Raw genomic sequence first — 14,458 nt, 5'->3', positions numbered from 1 at the left:
GGCGATCGGGTGGGATCCGCGTGTGGGAAGAGGAGAGAAGGCAGGGCGCCGGTGCCGCGCGCACCCCTGGGGTGCGTCAAAGGGCGGTGAGATTAACCGACGCTGCAACAGATGGCGCTGCCGACCCGCAGGAAGTCCACGTGACGGCGCACGTAGAGCATGGGGTCCAGAGCAGCGATCATGTAATGAGAATGTCACGGGCGTCGACGCTTTGTCCAGACGGGGTCTGAGCGCCCCGGAGTGAGTCACGTCACTCGGTACGCGCGCCCGTGGCGCCGGGCGGCCCCTGAGGAGCGCTAACGTTTCCTCCGTGGCGGGTTTCTGGGAGCGGCTGTGGTACGCCGTGGACGGGTGGCTGAGACGTCGTGCCCGCCTGCGCAGCGGGATGCTCCTCGTCCTGCGCACGGTCCGGGCCTTCGCCCGCGACCGGGTCGTCGGGCTGGCCGCCGAGTCGGCCTTCTTCACCCTCATCTCCCTGCCCGCGCTCATGCTGGGCCTCCTGGGCGCTTTGGGCCCGCTGACCGTCGTGCTCGGCGAGGACTTCGTCGAGGAGATCCGGCTGTGGATCCTGGACCTGACCGCGCGGGTGCTGACCCCGGACACGGTGGACAGCGTGGTCGAGCCGCTCGTGGACGACTTCCTCGGGGGAGTGCCGGGCGGAGTCCTGTCGGTGACGTTCCTGGTGTCGCTGTGGTCGGGGTCGCGGGCGATGAACGTCTTCATCCGCTCGATCACGATCTCCTACGGCCTGGACGAGCTGCGCGGCTGGCTGCGCCAGCGGGTGCTGGCCTTCGTCGCCTACCTGGGCGGGCTGCTGTTCGCGATCCTCCTGCTGCCGGTCCTGGTGGCCGGGCCGGACCTGATCAACCGGTTGCTGCCGATGACCGTGGGGCGGCTCAACCTGTTCTACTGGCCGACCGTCGCTCTGCTCGCCGTCGCCGCGGTCACCCTGCTGTACGCCCTGAGCGTGCCGGTGCGCACCCCGTTGTGGCGCCACCTGCCGGGGGCACTGCTGGCCGCGCTGGTGCTGATCACGGGCTCGGTGGCGCTGCGGATCTACCTGGACGCCTCCTTCGGGCAGGTGACCATCTACGGCTCCCTGGCGGCGCCGATCGCCATCCTGGCCTGGCTGTTCGTGATGGCGATCGCCGTGCTGGTGGGGTCGTCCTTCAACGCCGAGATCGACTCGATGTGGCCCATGCCCCGCACGGCCGCCGCCCGGGCGGAGATCGCCAACCGGGACTTCGAGCGGGCCAACCGGCTCGTCCAGCGGCGGGAGCAGGCGTTCATCGACGCGATCGTGGAGAGCAACGGGCACTGACCGGTTCCGGTCGTACTTCGGTGTCCGGAAATTCCGGAAAGTCCTGTCGCGCCGGTAGTTTTGTCGTGCCGACGGGCGGGAGGCCGCGATCCCGCCGCACCCGAGCCCGGACGGCGCCGCCCGTGAGAGGCCGTCCCCCCATGACCGTTCCCCCACCGGACGCCGTCCCCCCAACGGACGAGGACGACGGTGACTCCGTGCCCGTCACCGTCGAGACCGTGCTCGGCGGCTCGAAGACCATGTTCTACGCCTCGTTCGGCCTGCCCCTGCTGATGCTCACACACACCCTGCGCATGTACCTGAGGAGTGGCAGCGAGATCTACTTCGGGATTTTCATCATGGTGCTGTCGGTCCTGGTCCTGATGCCCCTCCTGTACATGCGCTTCCTCCCGGGGATGATCGAACGGCGGCGGCATCCGACCGGGTCGCCGCTGATGGAGATCATCATGCTGAGCATGTTGTGGGTCGCTGGCGCGCTCTTCCTCCTCGTCGGCGTCTGGGACCTCCGCGCCGGGGCCCTTCCGCTGCCACTGCTGGCCCTCCACCTGGTCGTCCTCGTCCCACCGGCCCTCGGCACGGAGGCCTTCGTGCGCGAACGGCGGTGGCGGTCGTGAGGGCGTCCTTCCTGCTGGTCCAGGAGGCGGGGATCGGCCTGGTGGCGTGCGCCCTGATCGCCGGATGGGTGGGGATCACCGGCAACCCCGTTCCGGTGGCCGCCGGGATCTTCCTCGCGTTCCTGCTGCTCTACCCGGTCGGGCTCTGGGCGGGTACCAACGCGGAACCGACCTCCGGCGAACTCCAACGGATCCACAACTCGCGGCACCCCTTCCGCGTGACGCGTCTGTGGTGGCTTCTGATCGCCTTCCACGGGCTGTTCGCGCTCTTCTCGATCGTCTCCAACGCCGTGTGGACACTGGTGCCGTTGTTGCTGGTCTCCTACGCGGCCTTCGCGCTCTCCCTCGCCGCCGGCAGACGCGAACGCCAACAGCTGCGCGAGGCGCTCGCCCGGCCCGAACTCACCGGCCCCAAGGTCATCGGTATCCGGAGTCCGGAGCAGGTGCCGCCGGGCTGGAGCCCGGTGCTGGTCCACCGCATCGACCGAGGGAGGTTCGACATGCTCGTCGACTACCGGATCCTCGTGGACGGCGACCGGGTCGGTACGCTCGGCCCCGGCCAGACCCTCGTGCTCGGCCTCCCTCCGGGGCCGCACCGCATCCAGGGCGGCCTCGGCAGGCTCACCAACACCCCCGTCCCCTTCACGCCCGAACCCGGTGCCGCGGTCCACTTCACGGTCGAACCGGCCAGTCCGGACCGCCGGGCCAACGCCGACCGGCGCTCGCGCCCCGGCGAGTACTTCCGCCTCGTCCGGGTTCCGCCCTGGTGAGGCCCTGAGCTGCTACGCGTGCGTCCGGTGGGAACCAGGTGGCCAGATCCGGCCATTTTCGGTGTGAACTAAATATCTTCCCCAGGTGTCCACTCCATGGTGACGGTGATGCCCACGGCACCAGCCGCATCCCATGTTCGGTTGATTCTCCAGGTCACGGAGGGGAGGGCGGGACAACTGCCCCAGGTGCGCCGGTCCGTGCGCGCAGTCTTGGCGCATGGCCGGAATAGGCGTGACGAGTGACGATCAGTATGATCTCGTGCAGCACTGACTACGCGTGCGTCGGCACCGTCTCCAGGTAGTCCCGGGCCGCGAACCACCGTCATCGCTGACCTAGGTCCCCGTACCCCCGTACACGAACAGGTCCACGTTCCCCATGCCTTCGGAGGCACCATGAGCCGGGAGTCCCGCCCGGGGCAGTCCCGGCCCACCGCCGTCATCGTCATCGCGCCCGACGAACGCAGCGCCGAGATCCTCGTCGAGGGACGCCGCCAGGTCGTCACGGGTCAGGCGCCCAAGGAGACGCGGCGCGCCGCCCTGGACGTCGCCACCGGCTACGCCGCCAGGATCGGCCAGCCGGTCCTCATCGACGCCCGGGACGCCAACGGCTACTGGCGTCTGGTCGCCACGCCCACGGGCGTGGTGCAGGCCGCCGACCAGGTCGTGGCCGACCACGAGCCGACGCCGCCGCCTCCTCCTCCCGCCCCGGCCGACCCTCCCGCCAGCGGTGCCGAGACCGGTGCCAGGCCCGAGGCCAAGCCGAAGAAGGGCGGCCGGACCCTCGTCATCGTGGGCGCCGCCGTGCTCGCCCTGGTGCTGCTCGCCGGTGCGGGCGCCGCGGCCTGGCGCTTCCTGCCCGGCCTCGGCGGGGGCGGGGGCGATGTCGTCGCGGACGTGACCACCCTCAACCACCCCGCGCCGCCCCACTTCTCCACGACCGTCGACTTCAGCGCGCAGGTCGCCCCGGGCAGCCAGCCGGGGGTCGGCCGTGAGGGCGACCTGCTCGCCTACGTCGACCCCGAGCAGCGGCTCAACCTGCTCGACGCCGACGGTGAGCGCCTGTGGGCGGCCGACCTGCCCGTGGAGGCCACCGAGGCCCTGGGTGAACTCCGGATCCTGGAGTACGGCGGTGAGCAGGCCGTGGTCATGGAGACCGCTGGAACCCTGTGGTTCTGGCCCGTCGCCGGCGGCGATCCCACCGGTGTGGACCTCCCCGAGAACGCCTCCGTCCAGTACGTGGGCCGTTCCGTGCTCGTGCGCACCGAGGGCGAGGCCTTCGTGCCCGTCGGTGCGGAGCTCCAGCCGGTCCCGGTTCCCGAGGGCTCCGCGCCCATGCTCGCCGACGGGCACAACGTTCTCGCCGCCGTGGTCAACGGACCCTGGACCTGGGTCAGCCCCGGCGACAACCCCGTGCAGGTCACCGCTCAGCGGCCGGACAACGCGGGCGAGATGGAGGCCGTGCTCACCGCGCTGCGCGAGTACGTCATCATCCGCTGGGAGCCCCTGCGGGGCGAGGGTACGGTCCTGGCCTTCCACGACACCCAGGACGGCAGTGTGGTCGGCAGCGCCCAGATCGACCCCGCTGACCTGGAGGACGTGCGCCACCGCTCGGAGGCCGTCGGCACCAGCCTGGTCGCCTACGGACCCGCGGTGATGAACCCCGAGAACGGCCGGACCGCCGTGGTCCCCGGCCTCAAGCCCCAGATCGCGGTCGGCTCCCTCGTCTTCGGCCAGGTCGACGGTGCCTCGGTGGCCGTCGACGCCGAGGGCAGGGTCGAGGAGGCCGTGGCCGATTCCGTCCCGCCCATCGGCCTGCTCGGCGAGCGGGCCGTCGTGGTCCACGAGGACCACCTCTATGCCATCCCCTCTGAATAGATCAGTACACGAGAAGAAGAAAGGAGTGGGATGACCCCCAAGAAGCGTGTTTTCACCGTGACCGCGGCCGGCCTGTTCATGGCCGGTTTCTCCGCGGGTCCGGCGTTCGCCGACACCCTGGACGCGACCGCGACCGAGGCTGTCCCCCAGGCCGCCGAGACCACGGTCGTCAACCTCACTGCCGAGGACGTCGAGCCCCAGCTCGACCTGCCTGACCTTCCCGGCCTGCCCGGTGACGGCGGTGAAGGCGGCACCCCCGGCCCCGGTCCCGGTGACCCGGGCCCCGGCGACCCCGGCCCTGGTGACCCCGGTGACGGTGGCGGCGACAACGGCGGTGACCCCGGTCCCGGCCCCGGTGACCCCGGTGACGGCGGTGGCGACGACGGTAACCCCCCCGGTGACGGTGGTGGCGACGACGGCGGTGGCGACCCCGGTGACGGTGGTGGCGACGACGGCGGTGGCGACCCCGGTGACGGTGGTGGCGACGACGGCGGTGGCGACCCCGGTGACGGTGGTGGCGACGACGGCGGCAACCCCCCGGGCGACGGTGGCGGTGACGACGGCGGCAACCCCCCCGGTGACGGTGGTGGCGACGACGGCGGCAACCCCCCCGGTGACGGTGGTGGCGACGACGGCGGCACGCCCCCTGGTGACGGCGACGGCGGCACCGCTCCCGGTGACGGCGACGAGATCCAGGCCCCCGGTACCACCGCCCCCGGTGGTAGCGCCCCCGAGGCCGCCGCTCCGGTGAGCGAGGGCAACGGCGACAGCGACGACGACGGTGACGAGACCCTCGCCACCACCGGCGTCGACATGCAGGGCTTCGTGCTCGGCGGCGCCGTGGTGACGGGCATCGGCGCTCTGGCCCTGTGGGCCGGGGCCCGCCGTCCGGCTCCGATCGCCTAACGGCATCACCCCGCCGCACGGTCCCTGAGGCCGTACGGCGACGAGGGCCCCCGACCGCCAGGTCGGGGGCCCTCTCACGTGCGCGGGCAGGCGGCCGCGCCGCCCCGGGAGGAACGGCGCTGCGGCCCTTCGGCCCTCACGTGCGCGGACGCAGGGCGAAGGCGAGCAGGAAGGCGCCCACGCCCGCCCCCGCGATCACCCACAGCGCGTTCCCCAGGCTGGAGGAGTCTGCGAGGAAGCCCACCAGCGGCGGGAAGGCCAGGAAGCCCGCGCGGCCCAGCCACCCGACGACGGTGATCCCGTCCCCGGTGCGCACACCCGGCACGTTCCCCGCCGCCGCCAGGGTCAGCGGGAAGAGCGTGGACACGCCCAGCCCCATCACCCCGAAGCCGATGACCGTGGCCACCGGGTGCGGCACCAGCAGGGCGAACGCGATCCCGCCGGCCGCCAGCAGTCCGCACGCGCGCCCCACGTTGGCCGCGCCGAACCGGTCGGTCACCCGGTCGCCGGCCAGGCGCCCCAGCGTCATCATCGCCTGGCAGGCCACGAACGGCATCGCCGCCAGGAACAGCGACGCCTCCAGCTCCGAGGTCATGTACACCGCGCCCCAGGAGGCGGCGGAGTCCTCGATGCCGCCCGCGAACATCAGCAGCACGCCGAGCACCAGCAGGAGCAGCACGGCCCGTCCGGGCACGCGCAGGCGCCGCCCGCTCCCGGCGTCGGTGCCGTCCTCGCGCTCGCTGCTCTCCGGGCCGGGCAGCAGCATCCGGCTCACCGCCAGGTTTACGCACACCAGCACCGCGGTCACGCCGCCCAGGTGCCACAGGATGGGCACGCCGGTACCGGCCATGGCCGCGCCCAGGAGGCCTCCGGCCACCGCGGCCAGGCTCCACAGCGCGTGGAAGGTGTTGATGATGCTGCGTCTGTAGCGCCGCTGGACGCGCAGCCCGTGCGAGTTCTGCGCCGAGTCGGTCCAGGCGTCCGCGCTGCCCAGTACGAACAGCGCCGCCGCCAGCATCCACCAGTTCTGTGCCAGCGCGATGAATGGGAGCGCTCCCAAAGAGATGAGGCTGGTCCCCACCGCGGTCCGGCCGCTGCCGAACCAGTGGATCAGCGGGCCCGCCAGCATGCCGGTCAGGATCGCGCCGGTCGGCATCGCCGCGATCGCCATGCCCAGTTCCGCGTTGCTCAGCCCCAGCTGGGCCTTGAGCACCGGCAGCCACGGAACGGCGTTGGTGTAGGTGAAGCCGTTGACGAAGAAGAGGGTGGATACCGCGACTCTGGCCCTGCGGGCCTCCGGCGGAGGGGACTCGGTTCGGGTCTGGACGTTCACGGCGGCTCCCAGAACGGCTGTCGGTGCGTGCAGATGTTATCGAGTCCGGTCATCGGATGGCAGGCCTTTTCGGCCGCTCCGAACAGGTTCGTCCCGGGGCGCCCCGCCTCACCGACCGTGCGGACGTCCCGCGTCGCTGAGCCGTCGTCCGCGGTGGCACCGCCCCGGCGGGTCCCGCCGGACCCTTCTTGCCTTCGGGTGGAAGAGGAAGTCAAATAGAGGTCCTGCTCCGTCACCGGGCAGGCCCCCGGCCACCCCCGACAGGTCCCGCCTCCACCCCGCCCGACGTCCTCCGCCCCCGGCCCCCGTCCGCCACCGCCTCCAGGTCCCCGACCCGAGCCCCCGCCCAGCGGCCCGCTCCCGCGCAGGGCGTCCAGCCCGCTGTCCGCCGCCTCCCCCACGCCGGGAACCGTGTCCGCACGGCCCGGACGGAACCGGAAGAGCCCATGATCAACACGAGCGCGCTGCGAGAGAAGCCCACACTCACCGGGAGGAGCGTACGCCTGGCGCCCCTGTCGGCCGAGCACACCGACGCCTACTTCGCCGCCAGCCTCGACGAGGAGGTCCGCAGACTCACCGGCACCCACCGGCGCGTCACCTACGCGCAGGCCAAGGAGTGGTGCGAGACCCGCGCGGGCCGCACCGACCGCCTGGACCTGGCCATCACCGCGCCCAAGGACGGGCGCTACCTGGGTGAGCTGTCGCTCTACGCCGTCGAGCCCGACGACGAGAGCGCCGGGTACCGCATCGCCCTGTCCGCGATCGAGTTCACCGGCCGGGGGCTGGGCAGGGAGGCCACCCAGCTCGTGCTGGAGTACGCCTTCGAGCACATCGGCCTGCACCGCGTCTGGCTGTACGTCTACGCCTTCAACATGAGGGCGATCGCCGTCTACCGCTCCTGCGGTTTCGCCGTGGAGGGGCGGATGCGCGACTCCCTGCTGTGGGACGGGCGCCGCTACGACGCGCTGCTGATGGCCGTCTTCCGGAACGGCTTCCGCCGCACCTGAGGGACGGTTTTGCTCGGGCGCGGGGTTGGAACCGCCGTGTCGGGGGGTATCTCGGTACCACTTTCCAGCGGCTCGTCCACACAGCCGAGAGGAGCGGTACCGGGGCCCGTGCCCCGGCGCCGGTGAGGCCATGAACCCAGTACCCGTTTCACTGCCCTTCGCCGACCGGTCGGAGGCGGGACGCCGACTCGCGGAGCGGGTGCGCCCCTTCGCCGTCGACGAACCGCTCGTGCTGGCCCTGCCCCGCGGGGGAGTGCCGGTCGGCGCGGAACTCGCCCTGCGGCTGGGCGCCGACTTCGACGTGCTCATGGTCCGCAAGATCGGCCTGCCCGGACACCCCGAGATGGGGGTCGGCGCCGTCGCCGAGGACGGGCGCGTCCTCTACGACGACCGCGCCCTGGCCCGGCTGCACGTGCCCCGCCAGGCACTGTCCGACACCGTCGCGGCCGAACGCGACGAACTCGACCGCAGGCGCCGCGTCTACCGCGGGGAGCGCCCGCCCCCGCGGATCGCCGGGCGCGACTGCGTGGTGGTGGACGACGGCGTGGCCACCGGGGGCACCGCCCGCGCCGCGCTGCGCATGGTCCGCCAGGCCGGTCCGGCGCGGCTGGTCCTGGCGGTTCCGGTCGCCTCGCCGGAGGCGGTCGCGCTGCTGCGCGAGGAGGCCGACGCCCTGGTGGTGCTCAGCGCGCCGGACAACTTCCGCGCGGTGGGGGAGTGGTACCGCGACTTCGGCCAGCTCTCCGACGACCACGTCACCGCCATCCTCGCCGAGAACGAGCACACGCGGCCGCGCTCGGGCCGGACACGGCACGTGCGGGTGCCCGTGGGAGGGGTCCACCTCGACGGCGACCTCACCGTGCCCGCCCGGACGCGCGGCGCGGTGGTGATGGCCGCGGGGGAGGGGCGCGCGGACGAACGGTGGCGGTCGGTCGCCTCGGTCCTGGGGCAGGCCGGGTACGCCACCCTCCTCATGGATCTGCTGACCGAGCGGGAGCGCTCGTCCGTCTCCTCCGGCACCGCTCCCGACAACGGCCCCGACAGCGCTCCCGACGCCGCCTCCGGCGTCGGCGCCGACGAGCTCGGCGAGCGGTTGGGCGCCGCGGCGGCCTGGCTGCGCCGGACCGCGGACACCGCCGACGAGCCCCTGGGCCTGCTGGCCTCGGGCGACGCCGCGGCCTCGGCCCTGGTCGCCGCGGCCAGGCACCCGCGGGACGTGGCCGCGGTGGTGGCGCACGGGGGTCGGATCGACGTGGCCGAGGCGAGCCTGCCGGACGTGCGGGCGTCGGTCCTGGTGCTGCTGGAGGGGGACGACTCCTTCCTGCGCGAGCTCGGCGAGTGGACGCGCGCCCGGATCGGCGGTTCCACGGACCTGCGGGTGGTGTCGGGGGCCGAGCGGCTGCTCCGCGACTCCCGCGAGTGGCGCAGGGTGGCGGCCGAGGCCCTGGACTGGTTCGACCGGCACCTGGACGCGGGCCGGGGGTGAGGCGCAGCAGGGCCGGACGCGGCCGTGTCCCCTCCGCGGAGGCGGGGCCTTTCAGCGGACCCGGAAGACAACGCCGGGCATGAGAAAACCCGCGGCGCCCTCGACGTTGTTCGTCGGGGCGCCGCGGGTTGTTCGGGGGCCGGGGCCACCGGGGGAGATCCGCCTGCGGGAATTTCCGGACTACGCGGCGTTCGCGCGACGCATGCGGCGACGGCGCTCGGAGGCGCGCTCGTCCTCGTTCAGCCCGCCCCAGGTGCCGTACTTCTCCGGACGCGAGATCGCATAGTCCAGGCAGTCGTTTCGAACCGGGCAGGCCGCACAGATCTCCTTGGCCTTGCGCTCACGGATCTCCCGCTCCGGCTGGCGTTCGCCGTCCGGACCGAAGAAGAGCACAAGGTCCTCGCCCCGGCACGCGGCGGCATCCTGCCACCCCCAGTGCGGGCGGGGGCGCAGCGCGGCCTGCCGACGTACCTGAGACATGCTTGAACCACCTCTACTGAAATCACTAGTAAGCTGTCGGAAAAAGCTTCAGTCACCAAAATTGGTCATGCGGCGCGAGTCACCCCGCACGACGCGAACGCCGAGCGGTGCGAGTGATGTTCCCCGGTGTGGCTGAAACCACGAGAAGCACAGGTACTGCGGCACCGATCCGCCGAGGGGCGGAGTGCTCTCACGCGAACGGCTGCGGAGGCGGTGACGGCCTCCGTCCGAGCCGGTACGTAATCATGCCATCCCTCATCCCGATCATGCACGGGGGGTAGGGAAATTACTCGCACAACCGTTACCGAAACCAGATGACAACTGACCGGTGTGCGGTCTTTTGTCTGAGTTTGTTGTGCATCGCAAGATCTGGGGCCTTGCGAAGGACACAGCACATCGTATGGTGCGATGTCCCTCCTGCCTAGGGGGTCCTCCTGATGTGCGGGTCACATTGCGGTCTGCGCGGAGCTCCCGGTTCGGGCCTGACCGTATGTCCTCACCCTCCGTCGACGCCGTCGGGGAGGACCGACGGTCCCTCCCGCGCCCGCTTCCGGGTGCTCTCCCTCGCGTCCCGTGCCCCTACCCCGATGACGCGCGATCCCCACACGACACGCCGTCCCGCGGCGCACGCGTCGACGCCTCCCGCATGCCTGAAGGCCGCCCCTAGGGGAAGTACCAGGGTGGGGCGTCCGAACGGGTCGTGGTGCGCGGACGTCCCAGACGGTAGAAACAACGGACACGGCCGCTCCGCGGCCACGCGTCCCCGTAAACGGGACACCAACACAAAGGAGGACGAGAACACCGTGGGCCTCTTGCGGTTCATCCTGAACGTCATCTGGATCTTCGTCGCGGGGTTCTGGCTGGCCGTCGGCTACGTCTTCGCGGGCATCATCTGCTGCATCCTCATCGTCACGATCCCCTTCGGTGTCGCCTCGTTCCGCATGGCCAGATACGCGATCTGGCCCTTCGGACGCGATCTCGTGCGCAGGCCCGGCGCGGGCGGGGGCAGCACCTTCCTCAACGTCATCTGGGTGATCGTCGCCGGTTGGTGGCTGGCCCTCGGCCACATCGCCACCGCGATCGGCCTCGCCGTCACTATCATCGGTATCCCCATGGCCTTGGCCTCGCTGAAGATGATCCCCGTGGCCCTCGCGCCCTTCGGCAACGAGATCGTCGAGAGCGGCCGCCCGCGGGAACCCTGGCAGTTCTGACAGCGTTGACCTCCCACCGGGCCCGTGGGAAACACGGGCCCCACTCGCTCGCCCCCCGCGAGAGCACCCCCATGCGGCCGTCGGTCCCCCGACCTCCACCGCGCAACGTCCAGAGAATGGAGTCCATGTGCAAGCCCAGCGGCCGGGAGTGTGGGCGCTCCTGAACAAGTGGCTCTCCGCCCGCAGAGCCCGCGCCGAGCGCCTCGCCAGGCTGGAGGCGGAGAACCAGCGCGCCGCCGAACCCCAGGCCGCGGACGAGGGACCGACCGATCAGCACCAGGGGGACGACAACCTCCTTCGCTCCATCAGCGACGTCGCCTGGCGGGTACTGCTCATCGGCGTGGTGGCGGGCCTGCTCGTCTACGTGCTCGTCTACCTGTCGGTCGTCACCCTGCCGGTGATCCTGGCGGTGTTCATCACCGCCCTGCTCATGCCGATCGCCAACGGGCTGCGCCGCAGGGGGCTGGGCCGGGGGCTGTCGACCACCATCGCCCTGCTGGTCGGGCTCATCGTCTTCGGCGGCGTGATCTCGCTGATCGTCACGCCCGCGATCCAGGGCTTCGGCCCGCTCGTGGACAGCGTCACCAGCGCGATCACCGAGCTCCAGGACATCCGGCTGCCCTTCGTCGACCCGGCCCTGTTCACCGACATGATCGACGACGCCTGGGCGCAGATCCAGAGCATGATCACCGAGAACCAGGACCAACTGCTCAGCGGTGCCTGGACCGCCACCTCGGCGGTGATCTCGGTGCTGGTCGGCATCGTCCTGATCATCGCCCTGGTCGTGTACTTCGTGCACTCGGGCGACCAGCTCATGGACTGGCTGGTCACCCTGCTGCCGGCCCGCTCGCGCCCGGGCATGCGCCACGCGGGCGACGTCGCCTACGGGGTCATGGGCCGCTACGTACGGGGTGTGGCCGCGGTCGGCTTCTTCGACGCCGTCGGCATCGGTATCGCCCTGGTCATCTTCCTCGACATCAACCTGGCCATCCCGCTGATCGTGCTCACCTTCGTCGGGGCCTTCCTGCCGATCATCGGCGCCTTCCTCACCGGCCTGCTCGCCGCCCTGGTGGCCTTCGTGACCGAGGGCTGGGTCGTGGCCCTGATCATCGTCGGCGCCGTGCTCCTGGTGCAGCAGCTGGAGAGCAACGTCTTCGCGCCGCGCATCTACGGCGCCTCGCTCGACCTGCCCTCGCCGATCGTGCTCATCGGGATCTCCGTCGGCGCGGTCGTCGGCGGCATCCCCGGCATGTTCCTGTCCACCCCGGTGGTCGCGGTGCTGGCCGCGCTGCTGCGCAACCGCCCGCCCTCCACCAGTGACGACTCCGGCGGAGGGAACGCGGACGTGGCCCAGGTCAGGGCGGACACCGTCGTGGTCAGGGCCGACGGGGAGCCCGGCCAGGAGGGCGCGGGCGGAGCCACCCCGGTCGAACCCCCCGAGCAGAAGTAGGCGCGGAGCGGCGCCGCCGCGTCCGCGCCGCCCCGGGAATGTCCGGCGCCCCCGCCCCGTTGACCGGGCGGGGGCGTCCGCGTTCCGCGCAAATCCCTCGCGCCGCCCCCCACCGGTGCCGTTAGTCTGGGTCGGTAGGCCCCGAGCCGCCCCTCCCGCAGCCGCGCGAGGGAGACCACGTCTCCCCGCGGCGCACACGCCTGCCCGGCCGCCGGGAACAGTCGCACGGACCGGCCGCACACCAACGTCCCACCACCTCGTAGGAAGCCCCACCATGCTGATCGCCACCGACCTCGAACTGCGCGTCGGTCCTCGACTCCTGTTGGAGCCGACCACCTTCCGCGTCGCCGCCGGGGACCGGATCGGATTGGTCGGCCGCAACGGTGCGGGCAAGACCACCATGACCAAGGTGCTGGCGGGCGAGGGCCTGCCCACCGGCGGTACCGTCACCTCCTCCGGCAGCATCGGCTACCTGCCCCAGGACCCGCGCACCGGCGACCTGAACGTGATCGCCAGGGACCGGATCCTGTCGGCGCGCGGCATCGACGAGGCCCTGCGCGGGATGCGCGAGGCCGAGAAGAAGATGGCCAGCACCGACACCAAGACCCGGAACAAGGGCGTGCGCGCCTACTCGCGCTGGGAGGAGCGGCTGCACGTGCTGGGCGGCTACTCCGCCGAGTCCGAGGCCGCCGCCATCTCCTCCAGCCTGGGGCTGCCGGACAAGGTGCTCGGCCAGCCGCTGCACACGCTCTCGGGCGGTCAGCGCCGCCGGATCGAGCTGGCGCGCATCCTGTTCAGCGGGGCCGACACCCTGCTCCTGGACGAGCCCACCAACCACCTGGACGCCGACTCCATCGCCTGGCTGCGCGACTTCCTCAAGTCCCACCAGGGCGGGCTCATCGTGATCAGCCACGACGTGGAGCTGGTCGAGCACGTGGTGAACAAGGTGTTCTACCTCGACGCCAACCGCAGTGTCATCGACGTCTACAACATGGGCTGGAAGCTGTACCTGGAGCAGCGCGAGGCCGACGAGCGCCGCCGCAGGCGCGAGCTGGCCAACGCCGAGAAGCAGGCCGACACCCTGCGCAAGCAGGCCGACCGGTTCCGGGCCAAGGCCTCCAAGGCGCGCGCGGCGCAGCAGATGCTCAACCGGGCCGACAAGCTCCTGGACGGCGTGCAGGGCGTGCGCAAGTCCGACAAGGTGGCCAAGCTGCGCTTCCCCGACCCGGCGCCCAGCGGTCGCACGCCGCTCATGGCCGAGGGCCTGTCCAAGTCCTACGGGTCCCTGGAGATCTTCGCCGGGGTGGACCTGGCCATCGACCGGGGCAGCCGCGTGGTGATCCTGGGCCTCAACGGCGCGGGCAAGACCACCCTGCTGCGCCTGCTCGGCGATGTCGAGAAACCCGACACGGGCCGGGTCGTGCCCGGCCACGGGCTCAAGCTCGGCTACTACGCCCAGGAGCACGAGACCCTGGACGTGGACCGGTCCGTGCTGGAGAACATGATGAGCGCGGCCCCGGACCTGCCGGAGGTCGAGGCGCGGCGCACGCTGGGCTCGTTCCTGTTCACCGGCGACGACGTGGACAAGCCCGCGGGCGTGCTCTCCGGCGGTGAGAAGACCCGGCTGGCGCTGGCCACGCTGGTGGTCTCCAGTGCCAACGTGCTGCTGCTGGACGAGCCCACCAACAACCTCGACCCGGCCAGCCGCGAGGAGATCCTGGCGGCGCTGCGCAACTACAAGGGCGCGATCGTGCTCGTCACCCACGACGAGGGCGCGGTCGAGGCGCTCCAGCCCGAGCGGGTCATCCTCCTGCCCGACGGCGTGGAGGACGTGTGGAACGCCGAGTTCGAGGACCTCATCGCGCTGGCCTGAGGCCGCCCGCGGCGGAGGAGAGGCACAGGGGAGGTGGACGCCCGGCGGGTCCGGGAGGTTCACCTCCCCCTCTTTTCGGTCAGTGTCCGCCCCACGCCGAAAACGGCGTCTTCGGCGGGGCGCCCGCGTGGT

At 71.7% G+C, this 14,458-nt stretch carries 13 protein-coding genes; 10 read left to right on the top strand and 3 right to left on the bottom strand.

Annotated features, from left to right (window positions below):
* Positions 1-92 precede the first annotated feature (92 nt).
* On the bottom strand, positions 93-182 hold the full coding sequence (locus PV789_RS29825; RefSeq protein WP_017564358.1) for a putative leader peptide: 90 nt from the start codon (positions 180-182) through the stop codon (positions 93-95).
* Between the two features lie 128 nt (positions 183-310).
* Here PV789_RS29825 and PV789_RS18800 point away from each other — a divergent pair, with 128 nt between their 5' ends.
* The 5 genes from PV789_RS18800 to PV789_RS18780 all read left to right on the top strand — a co-directional run bounded on the left by PV789_RS18800 (position 311) and on the right by PV789_RS18780 (position 5,486).
* Positions 311-1,321 carry a YihY/virulence factor BrkB family protein gene (locus PV789_RS18800; RefSeq protein ID WP_274973868.1) on the top strand — a complete coding sequence of 337 codons (1,011 nt, stop codon included), beginning with the start codon at positions 311-313 and terminating at the stop codon, positions 1,319-1,321.
* Positions 1,322-1,461: 140 nt separating this feature from the next.
* Positions 1,462-1,935, top strand: a complete 474-nt coding sequence (locus PV789_RS18795; protein WP_274973867.1) for a hypothetical protein — start codon at positions 1,462-1,464, stop codon at positions 1,933-1,935.
* Positions 1,932-2,705, top strand: coding sequence for a hypothetical protein (locus PV789_RS18790; RefSeq protein WP_274973866.1), 774 nt, complete (start codon positions 1,932-1,934; stop codon positions 2,703-2,705). Before PV789_RS18795 ends, PV789_RS18790 begins: the two co-directional genes overlap by 4 nt.
* 393 nt (positions 2,706-3,098) lie before the next feature.
* Complete coding sequence (locus PV789_RS18785) at positions 3,099-4,580, top strand: hypothetical protein (RefSeq protein ID WP_274973865.1); 1,482 nt, start codon at positions 3,099-3,101, stop codon at positions 4,578-4,580.
* Positions 4,581-4,610: 30 nt separating this feature from the next.
* Entirely contained in the window at positions 4,611-5,486 is an 876-nt protein-coding gene (locus PV789_RS18780) for a hypothetical protein (protein WP_274973864.1), read from the top strand.
* A gap of 136 nt (positions 5,487-5,622) precedes the next feature.
* On the opposite strand, the gene PV789_RS18775 is transcribed toward PV789_RS18780, so the two are convergent.
* On the bottom strand, positions 5,623-6,819 hold the full coding sequence (locus tag PV789_RS18775) for an MFS transporter (RefSeq protein WP_274973863.1): 1,197 nt from the start codon (positions 6,817-6,819) through the stop codon (positions 5,623-5,625).
* A 446-nt stretch (positions 6,820-7,265) separates the two neighbouring features.
* Between PV789_RS18775 and PV789_RS18770 the strand changes: the two genes are divergently transcribed.
* Positions 7,266-7,826, top strand: coding sequence for a GNAT family N-acetyltransferase (locus PV789_RS18770; protein WP_212643762.1), 561 nt, complete (start codon positions 7,266-7,268; stop codon positions 7,824-7,826).
* A gap of 130 nt (positions 7,827-7,956) precedes the next feature.
* Positions 7,957-9,312: a phosphoribosyltransferase family protein gene (locus PV789_RS18765; protein WP_274973862.1), complete on the top strand. Its 1,356-nt coding sequence runs from the start codon at positions 7,957-7,959 to the stop codon at positions 9,310-9,312.
* A gap of 180 nt (positions 9,313-9,492) precedes the next feature.
* Here the strand turns inward: PV789_RS18765 and PV789_RS18760 are convergent, their stop codons facing one another.
* On the bottom strand, positions 9,493-9,792 hold the full coding sequence (locus PV789_RS18760; RefSeq protein WP_013153824.1) for a WhiB family transcriptional regulator: 300 nt from the start codon (positions 9,790-9,792) through the stop codon (positions 9,493-9,495).
* Between the two features lie 803 nt (positions 9,793-10,595).
* Here PV789_RS18760 and PV789_RS18755 point away from each other — a divergent pair.
* The 3 genes from PV789_RS18755 to PV789_RS18745 all read left to right on the top strand — a co-directional run bounded on the left by PV789_RS18755 (position 10,596) and on the right by PV789_RS18745 (position 14,326).
* Positions 10,596-11,003 carry a YccF domain-containing protein gene (locus PV789_RS18755; protein ID WP_274973861.1) on the top strand — a complete coding sequence of 136 codons (408 nt, stop codon included), beginning with the start codon at positions 10,596-10,598 and terminating at the stop codon, positions 11,001-11,003.
* A 127-nt stretch (positions 11,004-11,130) separates the two neighbouring features.
* Entirely contained in the window at positions 11,131-12,453 is a 1,323-nt protein-coding gene (locus PV789_RS18750) for an AI-2E family transporter (protein ID WP_498047484.1), read from the top strand.
* Between the two features lie 274 nt (positions 12,454-12,727).
* Positions 12,728-14,326: an ABC-F family ATP-binding cassette domain-containing protein gene (locus tag PV789_RS18745; RefSeq protein ID WP_047868313.1), complete on the top strand. Its 1,599-nt coding sequence runs from the start codon at positions 12,728-12,730 to the stop codon at positions 14,324-14,326.
* Positions 14,327-14,458: the final 132 nt, after the last annotated feature.

This window comes from Nocardiopsis camelliae, assembly GCF_028993595.1.
In the GTDB taxonomy this organism is placed as follows: domain Bacteria; phylum Actinomycetota; class Actinomycetes; order Streptosporangiales; family Streptosporangiaceae; genus Nocardiopsis; species Nocardiopsis dassonvillei.
This window is presented reverse-complemented; position numbering and strand designations above follow the sequence as displayed.

Coding starts and splice junctions, on each gene's coding strand:
- PV789_RS18765 (WP_274973862.1), top strand. CDS start 7,957: ATGAACCCAGTACCCGTTTCACTGCCCTTCGCCGACCGGTCGGAGGCG.
- PV789_RS18795 (WP_274973867.1), top strand. CDS start 1,462: ATGACCGTTCCCCCACCGGACGCCGTCCCCCCAACGGACGAGGACGAC.
- PV789_RS18745 (WP_047868313.1), top strand. CDS start 12,728: ATGCTGATCGCCACCGACCTCGAACTGCGCGTCGGTCCTCGACTCCTG.
- PV789_RS18770 (WP_212643762.1), top strand. CDS start 7,266: ATGATCAACACGAGCGCGCTGCGAGAGAAGCCCACACTCACCGGGAGG.
- PV789_RS18785 (WP_274973865.1), top strand. CDS start 3,099: ATGAGCCGGGAGTCCCGCCCGGGGCAGTCCCGGCCCACCGCCGTCATC.
- PV789_RS18780 (WP_274973864.1), top strand. CDS start 4,611: ATGACCCCCAAGAAGCGTGTTTTCACCGTGACCGCGGCCGGCCTGTTC.
- PV789_RS29825 (WP_017564358.1), bottom strand. CDS start 182: ATGATCGCTGCTCTGGACCCCATGCTCTACGTGCGCCGTCACGTGGAC.
- PV789_RS18760 (WP_013153824.1), bottom strand. CDS start 9,792: ATGTCTCAGGTACGTCGGCAGGCCGCGCTGCGCCCCCGCCCGCACTGG.